General features: G+C 29.2%; 14 protein-coding genes and 1 other annotated feature. Of the genes, 1 reads left to right on the plus strand and 13 read right to left on the minus strand.

Annotation, left to right across the window (positions count from 1 at the left end; genetic code table 11):
* Positions 1-395 precede the first annotated feature (395 nt).
* The 4 genes from pepF to ACVHXK_RS14230 form a co-directional block, all read right to left on the minus strand.
* Positions 396-2,189, minus strand: coding sequence for an oligoendopeptidase F (pepF, locus tag ACVHXK_RS14215; RefSeq protein WP_461207073.1), 1,794 nt, complete (start codon positions 2,187-2,189; stop codon positions 396-398).
* Positions 2,190-2,233: 44 nt separating this feature from the next.
* Entirely contained in the window at positions 2,234-2,638 is a 405-nt protein-coding gene (locus tag ACVHXK_RS14220) for a DUF6762 family protein (RefSeq protein WP_461207074.1), read from the minus strand.
* A 490-nt stretch (positions 2,639-3,128) separates the two neighbouring features.
* Complete coding sequence (locus tag ACVHXK_RS14225; protein ID WP_461207075.1) at positions 3,129-3,482, minus strand: single-stranded DNA-binding protein; 354 nt, start codon at positions 3,480-3,482, stop codon at positions 3,129-3,131.
* 293 nt (positions 3,483-3,775) lie between these two features.
* Positions 3,776-4,327: a manganese efflux pump MntP gene (locus ACVHXK_RS14230; protein WP_461207076.1), complete on the minus strand. Its 552-nt coding sequence runs from the start codon at positions 4,325-4,327 to the stop codon at positions 3,776-3,778.
* Between the two features lie 1,085 nt (positions 4,328-5,412).
* Here ACVHXK_RS14230 and leuS point away from each other — a divergent pair.
* Positions 5,413-7,869: a leucine--tRNA ligase gene (leuS, locus tag ACVHXK_RS14235; RefSeq protein ID WP_461207077.1), complete on the plus strand. Its 2,457-nt coding sequence runs from the start codon at positions 5,413-5,415 to the stop codon at positions 7,867-7,869.
* A 223-nt stretch (positions 7,870-8,092) separates the two neighbouring features.
* Here leuS and ACVHXK_RS14240 read toward each other — a convergent pair whose 3' ends face one another.
* From ACVHXK_RS14240 to ACVHXK_RS14280, 9 genes are all read right to left on the minus strand, one after another.
* Positions 8,093-8,881 (minus strand): GTP pyrophosphokinase, encoded by a 789-nt coding sequence (locus tag ACVHXK_RS14240; protein WP_461207078.1) that lies wholly within the window; start codon positions 8,879-8,881, stop codon positions 8,093-8,095.
* 18 nt (positions 8,882-8,899) lie between these two features.
* A complete protein-coding gene (locus ACVHXK_RS14245; RefSeq protein WP_461207079.1) occupies positions 8,900-9,583 on the minus strand; it encodes a metallophosphoesterase in 684 nt (227 codons plus the stop codon).
* Positions 9,584-9,736: 153 nt separating this feature from the next.
* Entirely contained in the window at positions 9,737-10,201 is a 465-nt protein-coding gene (locus tag ACVHXK_RS14250; protein WP_461207080.1) for a GreA/GreB family elongation factor, read from the minus strand.
* Positions 10,202-10,391: 190 nt separating this feature from the next.
* Positions 10,392-11,612 (minus strand): tyrosine--tRNA ligase, encoded by a 1,221-nt coding sequence (gene tyrS / locus ACVHXK_RS14255; protein ID WP_461207081.1) that lies wholly within the window; start codon positions 11,610-11,612, stop codon positions 10,392-10,394.
* Between the two features lie 233 nt (positions 11,613-11,845).
* Positions 11,846-12,106: a binding site (T-box leader), on the minus strand.
* 161 nt (positions 12,107-12,267) lie between these two features.
* Positions 12,268-12,993, minus strand: a complete 726-nt coding sequence (locus ACVHXK_RS14260; protein ID WP_461207082.1) for an amino acid ABC transporter ATP-binding protein — start codon at positions 12,991-12,993, stop codon at positions 12,268-12,270.
* A gap of 1 nt (position 12,994) precedes the next feature.
* A complete protein-coding gene (locus ACVHXK_RS14265; protein WP_461207083.1) occupies positions 12,995-13,687 on the minus strand; it encodes an amino acid ABC transporter permease in 693 nt (230 codons plus the stop codon).
* A gap of 105 nt (positions 13,688-13,792) precedes the next feature.
* Positions 13,793-14,575, minus strand: a complete 783-nt coding sequence (locus tag ACVHXK_RS14270) for an ABC transporter substrate-binding protein (protein ID WP_461207084.1) — start codon at positions 14,573-14,575, stop codon at positions 13,793-13,795.
* Between the two features lie 591 nt (positions 14,576-15,166).
* Positions 15,167-15,577, minus strand: coding sequence for a hypothetical protein (locus ACVHXK_RS14275; RefSeq protein ID WP_461207085.1), 411 nt, complete (start codon positions 15,575-15,577; stop codon positions 15,167-15,169).
* Positions 15,578-15,673: 96 nt separating this feature from the next.
* Complete coding sequence (locus ACVHXK_RS14280) at positions 15,674-16,828, minus strand: AlbA family DNA-binding domain-containing protein (protein WP_461207086.1); 1,155 nt, start codon at positions 16,826-16,828, stop codon at positions 15,674-15,676.
* Positions 16,829-17,057: the final 229 nt, after the last annotated feature.

Here is a 17,057-nt window from a genome sequence, read left to right on the forward strand (position 1 = left end):
AGTTCAAAACAAATGCACAAGATACAAGAATCAATGCACAATGCACAATTAAGTTCAAAAGAAAATTAAAAACAATGTGCAATTTGCAATTTGCAGTGTGCAATTAAGTTCAAAAGATAAATTCAAAAGATAAGTTCAAAACAAATGCACAAGATACAAGAATCAATGCACAATGCACAATTAAGTTCAAAAGAAAATTAAAAACAATGCACAATGCACAATGCACAATTATGGATGATTTTCTTCCCTTTGGTCAGAAAATCTTTAAAATTTTTAATTAATTCAAAGATTTTGCGTAGCAAAATCATATTTAATACAACAAAGAAATTTTTTAGCTCTGCTAAAAAATTTCATCATTAATTGTGCATTGTGCATTGATAATTGTGCATTGCTCTTCAAATATTTTCCTCTAGCATATCTAGTAGTTCATTAAATCTCTTAATAGTATCCTCTATAGGTTTAGGAGTAGTCATATCTACGCCTGCTTTTTTTAGTATATTTATTGGATAATCAGAGCCTCCGCTTTTCAAGAAACCAATATATTTTTCTCTTGCCTCGTTGCCTTCAGCCATAATGGCATTGACAAAGGAATTTGCAGCTGAATATCCTGTTGCATATTGATAAACATAAAAATCCCTATAAAAATGGGGTATCCTTGCCCATTCAATATCTATTTCACTATCTATTATCATATCCGGCCCAAAATATTTAGTATTTAACTCTCTATAAATACTGCATAAATCATCTGCTGTTAATGGATCACTATTATCAATTTTCTCGTGAGTAATTTTCTCAAACTCAGCAAACATCATTTGTCTAAATACAGTTGTTCTTATTTGTTCTAATTGCTGATTAATGAGATATAATTTTTTATTTTTATCTTTTTCATTTTTTATTAGATAATCAATAAGTAGACATTCATTTACTGTTGAAGCTACTTCTGCACAAAACAATGTATAATCAGCGTAAACATATGGTTGTTCTTTTCTTGAATAATATGAATGAAGAGAGTGTCCCATTTCATGTGCAAGGGTAGATACATCATTTAACTCATAATTATAATTTAGCAAAACATATGGCATAGTATCATAACATCCCCAAGAATAAGCACCATTTCTTTTATTCTTGTTTTCATATTTGTCTATCCACCTATTTTCTATGCCTTCACTAAATATACTAAGATACTCTTCTCCAAGAGGTTTCAATGCCTCTTTTACCATACTTACCCCCTGATTAAATTCAATATGGTCTTTAGGGCTATCTATTACTGGAACATAAAGATCATACATATGAATTTCATCTAGATTAAGTAATTTTTTCTTTACTCTAACATATCTATGAAGACTCTCAATATTCTTATTTATAGTTTCAACAGCTTTTTCATAAACCTCCACGGGAATATTATTTGGTTTTAGTGAAGCTTCCATTGAAGAATTGTATTTTCTCCATTTAGTTCCAAAAGCATAACTCTTTATAGATGATGTTAAAGAAGTAGCCAAAGTATTTCTATATTGATTATAAGTAGAGAAAATTGCTTCAAAAGCTTTCTTTCTTACATTTCTGTCTTTTGATTTTATATATATTCCATAATTGCCCTCGGTTAGTTCAATCTCCATGCCTTCTTCATTTTTTATATTTGGAAATTTCATATCTGCATTTGAAAGCATACTAAATATACTTCCTGGTGCACTTAAACAATCTGATGCTGAAGCCAAAAGTTCTTCCATTTCTTTAGACAATGTATGCGGTTTTCTTCTTAATATCTGATCTATTAAATTTCTATATAACTCTAATCCTGGTGTGCTTTCTATTTCTTTTTTTAATATTCCTTCATCAACAGACAGAATCTCTGGAACAAAAAAAGCACTCATAGATGCTAGCTCTGCTGAATAAGTTTGAATTTTATTTTTTATACTTTGATACGTTGTATTTGTAGTATCTTCATCTGATTTAAGGAAAGCATATACCACTAATCTATCTAAAGCTCTACTTATATCTTCATCTAATTTCAAAAAATCCAACAATTGTTTCCCTTCATTAAGCTTACCAATGTATTCTTTAATTTCCACTGCTCTTCCCTTAATTGAAGTAAAATCCTTTTCCCATTCTTCTATAGATGAATATATTGCCTCTATATCCCATTTATCCTCTATACTAATTTCTTCTCTTTTCTTAATTTCTGATACCATAATATTCCTTCTTTCAAAAATAGTCAGCATTTAATTCTGGTTTTTCAAATGATTTCTATATACTCTTCTTTACTTTTAGAAATTTCCTCAAAAGAACTTTTTATTTCTTCTTCTATTAACTGTAGAACCACTCTTAATTTTTCTTCCATCATTGCAATACTATTAATATAATCAAATTTTATTACCCAGGTTGGATTATATTCATCATCTTTTTCTTCAATTTCTAACTCTGCTTCATTAAATTTTTCTAAATCAAAAACATCATATATGGCAGTAAATTCCCAGTCCTCTACATCTTTACCAGTGTCAAAATACAAAGATACTTCATTGTCTCTGTAATTAAATTTTCTAACAAATTCTGAGCCTTCATCGACTTTATAGCTTCCAAGTTCTCTCACAAATCTATCCTCATTATCAACTTCCATTAAAACAATTGATGAAAATTCCATAATTCCTCCTAAATGTTTTAAATTTGCAAATTGAATAATTTACTATACAATTCACTCCATAGATTATTTTACCTATTATACCTATATTTTATGCACAATATTTGTCTGTGTCAATTATTATATTATTTCAATGCACATTTAATTCAATGCACATTTAATTCAATGCACATTTAATTCAATGCACATTTAATTCAATGCACAATGCACAATGCACAATTAAGTTCAAAAGATAATTCAAATGCACAATGCACAATGCACAATCAAGTTCAAAAGATAAGTTCAAAAGACAATTCAAATGCACAATGCACATTTAATTCAATGCACATTTAATTCAATGCACAATGCACAGTGCACAATGCACAATCAAGTTCAAAATATAAGTTCAAAATATAAGTTCAAAATATAAGTTCAAAAGACAATTCAAATACACAATTGTCAATAACTTTCTTCATTATTATCTCAAGAAAAAAGACGTGCTCTTAGCACATCTTTAAATTATTTCATCTTGACCTTTTTCTTCTTGTTTTTTTCTTTCAAGGAATTGAATTCTTTCTGCACGTACTTCTGCTACATATTTATTAGAGCCTTCATCAGTTTTATAGGTTCTTATCTTTAAATTACCTACTACACTTAGTAAAGTTCCCTTCCCTGTATATTTATATAAGTTTTCTGCATTTCTACTCCATGCACATACAGGAATAAAATCTACTATCTTTTCTCCAGTACTTTTTTTATAGCCACTAGTAACTGCTAAATGAAAATTCACAAAAGGAATTTTATCCTCTCCAATTTCCTTAAGTTCTAAATCCTTTGTAATTCTTCCAACTAAAATCACCTTATTCATAATTAACCTCCAAATTATATATTCATTTGGATTATTACCAACTTTTTCTTATTTATTCATATTATTCTATAAACTATTACAAATTTTATTTCTGTTCTAAAATAATGTTCATTTTCAAAGTACTGCTTTAATAAAAAGTTTTATTCCCATTCTCGGGAAATCTTCCAATTAACCAGTAGATTTTGCGAAGCAAAATCATATTTAATTGCAAATTGCTCATTGCAAATTGCAAATTGTCATTGCAAATTGCTCATTGCAAATTGCAAATTGTCATTGCTCATTGCAAATTATGTTTAAAAGAAAATCATCTTTATTCCAAATAAAATAAGAATAACTCCACCTAAATAATCAGCGTATTTAGAAACCACTTCTATTTTCCTTAGGCTTTTTGACATTAAAAACGCAATTAAAGACACAATTATAGTTATTAATCCAATGAAAGCAGTTTCTCCCAAAATTCTAACATTACTATAAATATTGTTTAGCAATGTAAATCCTATTACTGCAGCATCTATGCTTACCGATATTCCTAAAATCACATACATTTTTTTATCTAAAAATATTTTGCATTCATCATTTTCCATACCTTCTTTTATCATAATAATTCCTACAATTGCAATAATAATACCTCCAGCAATTTTCGGTACAGACACTACATATCTATTGAATATTAATCCAGCATAAGCACCTAAATACGCACATAAAAATTGAAAAAACCCAAATGATACTCCAAATATAATTTTATTTTTTAATGGAACAAGTTTATTTAATCCAATACATAAGGCAACCCCAAATGCATCTAATGATAATGCTATTGATATTATAAATAATGAATAAATATTCATGTAAGATTTCTCCTTCTAATTGATAATTTTAAAAGATTAATGCATAATGCACTTTAAAAGATTAATGCACAATGCACTTTAAAAGATTAATGCACAATGCACTTTAAAAGATTAATGCACAATGCACAATTCACAATGCACAATTACGGATGATTTTCTTCCCTTTGGTCAGAAAATCTTTAACTAACTAGTCGATTTTGCGTAGCAAAATCCATCCTTAATTATAATTGTGCATTTATTATTGGACTAATTTTCATTATTTTATTCATTCAAGATTTTATTACTATAAAGAAAAAACTGCTTACCTAAAAAATAAATAGTATAATTCATAGTTTATGATAATGTTAATTCTTCACCTAAGTTCCAGAATCTTTAATTATTTAATTAAACAATTAAATAAAGATTTTGCGTAGCAAAATCATCCTAAATTGTGCATTGTACATTGTGCATTGTGCATTGTGCATTGGTAATGTGCATTGTGCATTGTGCATTGGTACTGTGTATTGTGCATTGGTACTATTCATTGCTCTTGACAGTATATAATCATTACTCTATAATTATGAAGATAAGCTATAAACTATGTAATAAACACTTAAATATTTATTATATGTTTTAGTTAAAATTCAAATATTGTAGACAAGGATTGAGAGTAGTAACTTCTTAACCACTTAAAGAGAACTGCCATTTGCTGAGAGGTAGTAGTGGTCAATAGTGAACTTGCTCAGGAGTCATATTTTTTTAAGTGAGGTTTTTCAGATAAACTGCACAAAAACTTAATTTATATATGTACAAATCTCGATAATTTAATAAATTATGGAGTTGTATAAATTTATGCTGTAGTAGTTTATCTATATACCTAACAAGAGTGGTACCGCGGAGCTAATGTTTTCGTCTCTTAATTGAGATGAAGACTTTTTTGTATTGTAAAGTTTTTTAATTATCGACTATATTTTTGAGTGTGAAGTGTGAAATGTGAAGAGTTAAGTTATGGATTGTTTTCTTCTCTTTGGTCAGAAAATCTTTTAACTGCACTCTGCACTTTGCAAACTCCACTCTATCTTTTAAAAAAAAGCGGAGGTTTTAAAATGTCTAAATACGGAACTGCTATTGATAAGAAATGGCAAAAAAAATGGGAAGAAACTAATTTTCATAAGTTTGATGAAGAAGCACCTGGGGAGAAACTTTATTGTTTAGAAATGTTCTCATATCCATCTGGGGCTAAACTTCATGCAGGTCATTGGTTTAATTATGGTCCTACTGATTCTTGGGCAAGATTCAAGAAGATGCAAGGCTATAATGTGTTCCAACCAATGGGCTTTGATGCTTTTGGTTTACCTGCTGAAAATTATGCAATTAAAACTGGTGTTCACCCTTCTGATTCAACTATTCAAAACATAAAAAATATGGAAGAACAGTTAAAAGCTATGGGAGCTATGTTTAATTGGGACCATGAAGTAGTTACTTGTATGCCTGATTATTATAAATGGACTCAGTGGATTTTTGCTCAACTTTACAAAAATGGATTAGCATACAGAAAAAATTCACCTGTAAACTGGTGTCCTAGTTGCAATACTGTTCTTGCCAATGAACAAGTTAAAGAAGGCGAATGTGAAAGATGTGGAACTGAAGTTACTAAAAAGAATTTAACTCAATGGTCTTTTAAAATAACTGATTATGCTGAAGAATTATTACAAGGCCTAGATACTTTAGATTGGCCGGAAAAAACTAAGTCAATGCAAAGACACTGGATTGGAAAATCAATAGGATCTGAAGCTACTTTTAAAGTAGTTGGAAAAGACCTCACCTTCGATGTATTTACAACTAGGCCAGATACTCTTAATGGAGTTACTTACGTTGTAATTGCACCTGAAAGCCCTATGGTAGATAAAATAGTAACTGAAGAATTCAAATCTCAAGTTGAAGATTATAAAATACAAGCACAAAAACAATCTGATATAGAAAGACAATCTATAACTAGAGAAAAAACTGGTGTATTCTCTGGTGGATACGCAGTAAACCCTATTAACGGAAGAGAAGTTCCTATATGGATAGCTGACTACGTACTTGCGACTTATGGTACTGGTTGTGTTATGGCCGTTCCGTCTCACGATGAGAGAGACTATGAATTTGCTACTAAATTTAATCTTCCAATAGAAAGAGTTATTAAAGGAAAAGAAGGTGAAGATGATTCCCTTCCTTATACAAATTACGGTATATTAGTTAATAGTGGTGAATTTAATGGTTTAACTACAGAAGAAGCCAAGAAAGCTATAATAGAAAATTTAGAAGCTAAGGGTCTTGGTACTTCTAAAATTAATTATAGATTAAGAGATTGGCTTGTATCACGCCAAAGATATTGGGGTGCTCCAATTCCTATAGTATATTGTGATAAATGTGGTACTGTACTTGTACCAGAAGAACAATTACCAGTAGAATTACCTTATGATGTAGCTTTTACTCCTGACGGCAAATCTCCACTAGCTAAATCTGAAGATTTTGTAAATACAACATGTCCTCAGTGTGGTGGACCTGCCAAAAGAGAAGTTGACACATTAGATACTTTTGTTTGCTCTTCTTGGTATCAAATGAGATATGCAGATAATAAAAATGAAGATATCGCTTTTGACAGAGATATAGTTAACAGAATGCTTCCTGTAGATAAATACGTTGGCGGCCCAGAGCATGCTTGTATGCACCTACTCTATGCAAGATTTATTACAAAAGCGCTAAGAGATATGAAGTTTTTAGATTTTGATGAGCCATTTCAATCTCTTGTGCATCAAGGTTTAATACTTGGACCAGATGGTCAAAAAATGAGTAAATCAAAAGGAAATACAATTTCTCCTGATGAATATATTACTGAATATGGTGCTGATGTATTTAGAATGTATTTAATGTTTGGATTTGCATATACAGAAGGTGGCGCATGGAGTGATGACGGTATCAAATCTATGTCCAAATTTGTTGATAGAATCGAAAGAGTGGTAACTGCTGTTAGAGAAGAACTCCAAAATGATTCTACTACAAACGCTAAAACTGAAATGGGAAAAGAAGAAAAAGAATTAAACTTTGCAAGACACTATGCAATACAACATATTACAACTGATACTGATAAATTCCAATTTAATACTTCAATAGCTAGATTGATGGAATTTGTAAATGCCTTTTCTAAGTATTTAAATACTGAAGAAAAAAATAAACTATTCTTAAAAGAAGCTATTCTAGATCTAATTAAGATTATAGCTCCATTTGCTCCTCATTTTGGTGAAGAACAATGGGAAGCTTTCGGAGGCGATTTCTCTGTGTTTAATCAAAAATGGCCTGAATTTGACCAAAAAGCTTTGATTAAAGACGAAGTTGAAATAGCAATCCAAATCAACGGAAAGATTAAAGACAAAATAATGATTGCAACAGGTATGTCCCAAGATGAAATAAAAGAAGCAGCTTTAGCTTCTCTTAAAATCATAGAATTCCTTGAAGGCAAAGAAATTAAAAAAGTTATAGTTATTAAAGGAAGACTTGTTAATATAGTTGCAAAATAGTTTTGAAATATAGTGCGGATGATTTGCTTCCCATTAGTCAGAAAATCTGAAATTTAATACTTAAATAAGGCTCAATAATCCACGATTATTGAGCCTTATTATTATTAAAATAAAGAAATTTTTTAGCTCCGCTAAAAAATTTCCACCTTAATTGTGCATTGTACATTGTGCATTTGTCTTTGGATTATGCATTTGTCTTTGCATTTTCACTATAATTCATTTATCATTTCAATGTTTTCAATGTCACAGATATTTTGTCTTTTAGTTTTGATAATTCAAAAATATCCCCACCTGAAACTAATTCATTTAATTGTTTTTGATATTTTGTTGCCTCTACCATTTTGCCTAAAGAAATTAATGTTAATATATTATTAGTAATATCAGTAACTAAACTAGACTTTACTTCAAATAATTTTTGTGCATCCATAATTTCATCTTTTATTTCACTCATTATTTCATCCAATGTAAAAGCTGCATCTCCAGAAGTTTTTAATTTTTCTTTTATTCCTTCTGGTATTTTATGCTTGTACTTATAATTAAGTGAATGTTCTATTGTTGCCCAAAAATTCATAGCGAGTGTTCTAATCTGCAATTCTGCTAAAATATCTTTCTCCCCAAAAGCAGTGTATACAGGATATTTAATAATCATATGATAACTTCGATATCCACTTTCTTTTACATTATTTATATAGTCCTTTTCATAAACTACAGTCATATCTTTTCTATCTTTTACTATTTCAACAACTCTATAAATATCATCAACAAACTGGCACATTATCCGTATCCCAGCTATATCTTCCATTTCATCTTCTAATTTATCCAAAGGTATATCAAGTTTATTTGCTTTTTCAAGCATACTAGATAATTCCTTTACTCTTCCAGTCACAAATTCTATAGGTGAAATTTCATTTCTCTTTCTGTATTCTCTTCTTACACTTTTAAATTTTACCTTCAATTCTTCAACTGCCTGAGCATATGGAATTAAAAATTCTTTCCACTGTCTTGATGCCATATAGATTCCCCCTTACTATTACATTAGTTTAATAGGATCAAAATTTATATAATCACAAGATGTCATAATATATTCAATGTTATCGTGCATACCTTCAAATATATTTTTTAAAGCTATTCCATGAAGATGTCCATAAATGACTTTTTCTACATTATATTCCTTAAATATTTCAGTAAATTGTGATGCTTCAAATGTTTCATTTACAGGTGGATAATGCATCATTATAATCACTTTATCATATCCAGCTTTTTTAGCTTCCTCTATAGAAAGTTTAAATCTAATGATTTCTCTTTTTATTATTTTCTCATCTTGCTTACTTTTATTATTTTTAGATAGCGTCCATCCTCTTGAACCGCAAATCGCATAATCTTCATATACAAAAAAGTTATTTTGAATAAAACTAATATCTTCGTATAAATCATTTAGCTTCGAAATGCTTCCCCACCAATAATCATGATTACCCTTACATATTATTTTTTTACCCGGCAAATTGTGAATCCATTCTAAGTCTTCCATGCCTTCTTTCATTGACATAGACCAAGAAATATCTCCTGCTATTAAAACTGTATCTTCTTCTCTTATCTTTTTTAGCCAATTTTCTTGTATTTTAATATGATGATTTTCCCATTGAATTCCAAAAATATCCATAGGCTTATTAGATTTTAGAGCTAAATGTAAATCTGATATAGCATATAGTGCCATTTTTTCACATCCTTAATTTGCACAAGTATCTCATTTGGAAAATAATTGATTTTAACCCATCAGCTAAATATTATACTACATTAGCATCTTATATTCAATACCCAAAAAATGCAAAAAAATTTCATAGGCTATTAATTATAATATTATTAATTCTTATAGTATTTCTAATACCTCTACAGTATATTTTTCGCTTGGAGCACAGACTTCAACTATGTCTCCAACTTTTTTGCCTGTTAATGCTTTTCCAAAATCTGATTCTATACTTACTTTCATATTTTCTGGGTCTGCATCCATAACTGTCACTAATGTTACTATGTCTTCATCTTCATACTCTATAAATTTAATTCTAGCCTTACTATTAACTCCTAATAGCGATTTATCTATATTTTTATCGTCTATAACAGTAGCTGTTGAAATCATAGTATACAAATATTGTATTCTATTATCATTTTTCCTATAATTCGCACAAGCTTCTTTATATTCTGCATTTTCAGACCTATCGCCATGTGCAGCTGCTTCTAATTTTTCCCTTGCTATTTCTGCTCTTTTTACTGTTAATCTATAATCTAATTCTTCTTTTAATTTATTCATATTTTCTTCAGTCAATGTATTATTCATAAAATCAAGTCCCCCTTTTTTCAAATTGCTAATTGCAAATTGCTAATTGCAAATTGCTAATTGCAAATTCCACATTATAACCTAAACAAAGCTTATATATTATACAATAGTTTACACATAATGAATATTATAAAACATAACTAAACAAATAAAAAGGCTTTCCATATAGGAAATACCTTTTTATTGTAATTTAAGCAATTATTAATTTAAAGTATTTTTTCTTTCCTTTTCTAACCAATGCATAGCCATCTTTAAAATCTTCTTCCTTCAATAAAGTATTCAAATCTTCTACTTTATCATCATTTAAAGTAAGACCACCTTGTTCAATTAGTCTTCTTCCTTCTTTTTTTGATGGAAATACTTTATTTTGCGCTAATACATTTAGTATAGTATCTCCTATTGCTTCTTTTGTTATTTCTACTGTTGGTACATTGGTTAAATCTACTCCCCCACCAAATAATGCCTCTGCTGCTGCTGCTGCTTTATTAGCTTCTTCTTCTCCATGAATAAGTTTTGTAACTTCATATGCTAATACTTTTTTTGCTTCATTTATTTCTGAGCCTTCTAATGAAGACAATCTCCTTACTTCATCCATAGGGATAAAAGTTAATAGTCTTAAACATTTATCTACATCAGAATCAGCAACATTTCTCCAGTATTGGTAAAAATCAAATGGTGATGTTTTTTTAGGATCTAGCCACAGAGCACCTTTCTCTGTTTTACCCATTTTCTTTCCTTCACTATTAGTAAGAAGTGTGCAAGTCATAGCGTAAGCTGGCTTTTGGACTTTTCTTCTTATTAAATCCATACCATTAATCATATTTGACCATTGATCGTCTCCGCCAAGTTGCATTATACAGTCATATTTTTCATTTAAAACTAAGAAATCATATGATTGCATTAACATATAGTTAAATTCTAAAAAAGAAAGACCTTTTTCTAATCTTTGTTTAAAACATTCAGCAGTAAGCATTTTATTTACAGAGAAATGTGCTCCTATATCTCTTAAAAAGTCGACGTAATTTAAATTCAAAAGCCAATTTGCATTATTATCCATAATAGCTTTTCCGTCACTAAAATCGATAAGTTTTTCTAGCTGTCCTTTGATTTTATTAGCATTTTCTGCTATTGTTTCCTTTGTCATCATTTTTCTCATATCAGTTTTCCCACTTGGATCACCAACCATTACTGTACCACCGCCAACAAGGGCTATTGGTCTATGTCCTGCCCTTTGCATATGGGCCATAAACATAATTGCAATAAAATGTCCTACGTGTAAACTATCTGCCGTTGGATCAAATCCAATGTAAAAAGTTATTTTTTCCTTATCTAGTAATTCTTTGATTTCTTTTTCATGCGTTGTTTGTTTAATATAACCTCTCTCCATAAGAGTATCGTATACGTTACTCATAAAGCACCTCCATTTTTTAATGCACAATGCACAATGCGCAATGCACAATTGCTGATGATTTTCTTCCCTTTGGTCAGAAAATCTTTATTTCTAAAAATACTCAACTTAATAAAAAAATAAATCATTGTTTAATTTCTTATAATACTAGCAATACCTCAATGTTTAACTAATTGTACTCTGTAAATTGTTCATTAAAATTATAAAACAATAAAAAAACGCCCTCTAACAATAATGTTAGGGACGAAATATTCCGCGGTACCACCCAGTTTGATACAATTTAGTTAGAAAACCAAACTCATATCCACTTAAACCCTTAACGCAGGCAACGTATCCTCCTAATAATTGAAACAATAAATTTATACCATTTATTATTGCTTACTCAATTTTCAGATTAAAGCTCAAGAATGTACTTCACTGTATATCATAACTAGTTTCCAGCAGCCACTAGCTCTCTTTATACTCAATACAGTTACTCTTTCCTTCATTGCTTTTCATATTATAACCATAAATTTTTTTTTAATAAAATCATCTTATAACATTATATATTCGATTTTACATTATTGTCAAGGATTTATCTTATAGAACATATCTAATTCTGATTTATCTTATAGTGCATATCTAATTCAATAGTAGTCTTTATTCTATTTATAATTTATTACACTAAAATTTGTTCTAAAAATCCTTGCAATCTTACATGTTCAGGTTGCTGGAATATTTTTTCAGGATGTCCTTCTTCAGCAATAACACCTTCATTTAAAAATATAATTCTATCAGCAACTTCTTTTGCAAATGCCATTTCATGAGTAACAATAATCATAGTCATTCCTTCATTTGCCAGTGTCTTCATAACTTTTAATACTTCCCCTACTAATTCAGGATCTAATGCTGATGTAGGTTCATCAAATAATACAACTTTCGGTTCCATAGCAAGTGTTCTAGCAATAGCAACCCTTTGTTGTTGACCACCCGATAACATAGCTGGATATTCATCAGCTTTATCTTCTAGCCCTACCTTTTCAAGTAATCTATACGCATCTTTCTTAGCTATTTCTTTATCTATTTTCTTAACTGTCACAGGTCCTTCCATAACATTTTGTATAGCAGTCATATTAGGAAATAGATTAAAGCTTTGAAAAACCATCCCAACCTTTTGTCTAATATTGTTAATATCAGATTCTTTTAATCTTACCATCTCACCATCAATCCATAATTCTCCACTATCTTTCTTTTCTAAAAAATTAATACATCTAAGAAGAGTGCTTTTACCTGAACCACTAGACCCTATTATGCAAACAACTTCACTTTCATTAATTTCCATATCAATGCCTTTAAGCACTTCAAGTTTTCCATAATATTTATGCAAATTCTTTATTTTAATCATATTATCCCCTTTCATTTACTTTTAATTTCAATTCAATGGTACTTAATATCTTTGTTAATGCCATAGTAATTATTAAATAGTAGCAGGCAGCAACAAATAATATTGGAAAGGTTTTAAAGGTAGCCGCTGAAAATTGTCTTGCAAGCAGGATTATTTCTGTTATTGTTATAACACTTGCCAAAGAAGAATCTTTAACTGCAATTATAAATTGATTCCCTAATGCTGGAACAGAGCGTTTGAATGCTTGTGGTAAAATAACTCTCTTCATTGCCTGCAATTTAGTCATACCTAGAGATCGAGCTGCCTCCATTTGTCCATAGTGAATAGATTCAATCGAACCCCTAAATATTTCACTAATGTATGCACCATTATGAAAAGCTAATCCGATAATAGCAGAAGTGAATCTACCTAACTCTATCCCTATAGTAGGCAATGCATAGAAAATAAAAATTAATTGTAATAATAAAGGCGTACCTCTCACTATTGTTATATAAATATCTGTTATTCTCATCAAAACTTTTTTCCGTGATAATTTTAGCAATACTGTAACTAAACCAAAAATCATACCTAGTAGGATAGAAAAAAAGGATAAACCCAATGTTGCAATTACACCAGGAATAAATTTAGGAGCAAATAAAATTGCTGTAGAAAAAAAGTCCATTATACTATTAAATATTGATACGAGTATTTCCATTAATATCTTTCCTCCATTATTAATTAATTTATTATTCAACTAAAAAGGGTAACATTACTAAAGAAAACCCACTATGAAATTTAATTTTAAATTTTCATAGGATATTTATTTTTCTAAAATATTAACTCCAAACCATTTATTGCTAATTTCTTCATAAGTTCCATCTTCAACGATTTTAGCTAAGGCTGCATTTACCTCTTCTAATAACTTAGTATCATCTTTTCGAATAGCTATTCCTATTTCCTCTGCATATAAAAGTTGGCCTACGGGTTCTAAATCCACATCATATTTTTCAGGTGCCTGCAAACCAACGAATTTCCCTGTAACTAAACCATCTGAACGTCCTTGTTCAGCTGCCATAATATTATCAACATCACTTTCAAACTGAAGAATTTCTTTTATATTATCCATTTCATTTAAAGCATCATGGAAAGTTGTCCCAGTAACAACCCCAACTTTACCATCTTGCAAATCTTCAATTGAATTAAGTCCTGACCCCTTAATTGCAAAAAATTGAGCTCCATCATAATAATACGGAGTTGTGAAATTCACTTGTTTTTGTCTTTCCTCAGTAATTGACATACTTCCAATAATCATATCAAATTTTTTACCAGTTAATCCTGCAATAATACCATCCCATGTTGTTGTGATAGGTTTTGACTTTACTCCAATTTCCTTTGCTATTGCATTTGCTATATCAATATCAAAACCTGTTAAATCACCGTTTTCATCAATAAAATTAAATGGTGGATACGCACCCGTCATTGCAAAAGTCATCTCTTTATCTTCAATTATTTTTTCGTATGTAGTCTTTGTGGAACTCCCACAAGCTGTCAATGCCAATAATAAAATTCCTACCATACCTAAACTTATAAATTTTTTAATCATTAATAAACCTCCCATATTTTTTAATGCTATTATTATTTCTTTTAATTACCAAATACACCACCTTTATCTTTTTTTTATAAATATTGTTAATGTAAATATACAAAAAAGCACTCTAACTCTATCATCAATAGAGTTAGAGTGCTTAAGTTTCACTTTAAAAAATTAAAGTTCACATTATACCACAAAATAATAGTATAGTTTATGACCAATTGATCCTAAACAAGCCCCAGTTCTAGAATAAATTTTTCAATGAAAGTTTCATCTTTTACTTGTTAACTAACAAATCACCACATTAAATATAATACGTTGGTCTGCTCATCAACTAACTAATAATTCCATCTACTTCACAATTCTTATATATATATCCAACTTCGCCTTTAATTATATATGTTTTCAAAGATTATGTCAAATTCATAAAATAAAAAGCATAAATAAAAAAAGAGCTACCTGTTCGGGGTAGCTTTTGAGGAAAAATGTGTTCATGAGCAGTCTCTATTGTTAATATTTTAAATAATGTTAATATTTAAAATATTTTGACTCTTTAGTATAATTCTACATTATTTAGTACAACAATGCAATATTTTTTTTTATTTATGCACTATATTTTCTAATATACTCTGGTATTTCTTTATCTTCAATATTTATATTTATATACAAGTCCAATCCATAATTATGGGCTAATTTTTCCATGTCATAAAACAAATGTGCCGCATCTTCCTCTTTGCCATTTACCATGTTAAATAACCCATCAATAAACACAGTTTCAATGTCATAATCTTCTGAAAGAATACCGCACAAAAATCCATAAAAATTTTTATAGTTTTTCAAATTAAAGTCTCTGGTAGCAACAAATCTAATTCTTGTATCTAAGTCAAAAATCGGTTTATTATCATCATCAATATACACAATATTTCCCTTGGAATCTAGTATTTTTTCATTTGCAAGTTTTATCATATTTTTTGTCTTCCCAATTCCCTTTTTGCCGTGAAATACATATACCATGTTAACCACCCCTTACATATTTTTTTCTATTATAATTATTATATAATATTCTGAATTTTTTTTCAATAAACGTTTTCATTGATTATTCCTGATATTCTAATTATAGTTTTTTATACCAGGAAATATCACTTTAAACTTATTTTCTTTAATTACATTCAAAAATTTTACTTTGCCATGATTTTCAAAACTTTTTTTCATTCTAGTGAAACCTCGTGTAGATTTATTGAACCTATTTTCTTTATCTAGCGTAATCAATTTTTCATATATCCACATATTTCTTCTAATATAACTATGAGAATTTTCAATGGAACCTTTTCCATTTTTAACAAGTATACCTGGACTTATAACAGAAATATTTTTATAGTCAATAACCACCTCTGTTTCTTTATTGTAAACAGTATAATCTCTGTATAAAACCGCATTCTTTATACCTTCATAAACTGCCTTCCAAGGATAATTTGAAGGTAATATTTCACTAATCAATTTTTTACTTTTATCAAGCATTGAAAGTAAATCACCTTGAATAATTATTATGTCATCATAATTTTCATTTATTCTATTTATAACCTTAATTATATTATGTGGTATATAAAGGTAATTTATACTAGAAAAAACCAATAATCCACCCATAGTGCACTTAAAATTTTTATTTTCTGATTCTTTTGTAATAATTCCTGTATTAGTCAGTAACATTTCTCTGTTAGAATCATTGATTTCTATACTATGATTTTTAAAATAGGCCTCAACCAAATTAAAATTTAATGCCTCTTTTGTACTTTTAATAATAGGACATAATTCTGTGCCTAGACTTAAATTATCCTGAAATGCACCTATTAATTCTTCTTTTCTCATTGTGTCTGTAGTGGAACCTCTTCTTATGTAAAATGCTCCTGTTTCTCTAACTTGATGAGGCCTTTGATCACTACTATAAATCGTTATAATACTCACATTTTGTCCATAATAAATAATAGTTTCTATTTTAATTGGAATTGGTGGTTCAATCCTTGATGATACTATTTGCTGAACCTGTTCCTCAGTATAATCATTAACATTTATCCCTACAACTTTTTTAGTTTTATCTTCAATCCCAATTATTAAATACCCTCTTCCACCAGGAGAATTGGCTATTGCACATACATCTTTTGCAAATTCTTTTCTACCACTTTCTGTACTCAAATCAAGTTTAAGCTTGAAATCTAATTTAATATTTTCTTGCTGTTTTAACAATAAGGAAAGTTTCTTAGTGTCCATTAGTATCCTCCATTTCAAGCTGTTTATCAAACGAATAAATTATCATTAACTGTTTTCATTCAGTATATTCATAATCATCTTATGACTATTATATCAAATTCTACACTTATATTTAATGAATATTATTAAAATTTAATAATATGATAATAATTTATAATATACAGTGTTAATTCTCAATGCGCAATACGTAATAAGCAATGCACAATGCACAATTGATGATGATTCTCTT

The sequence above is a fragment of the Clostridium sp. DL1XJH146 genome (assembly GCF_054819755.1).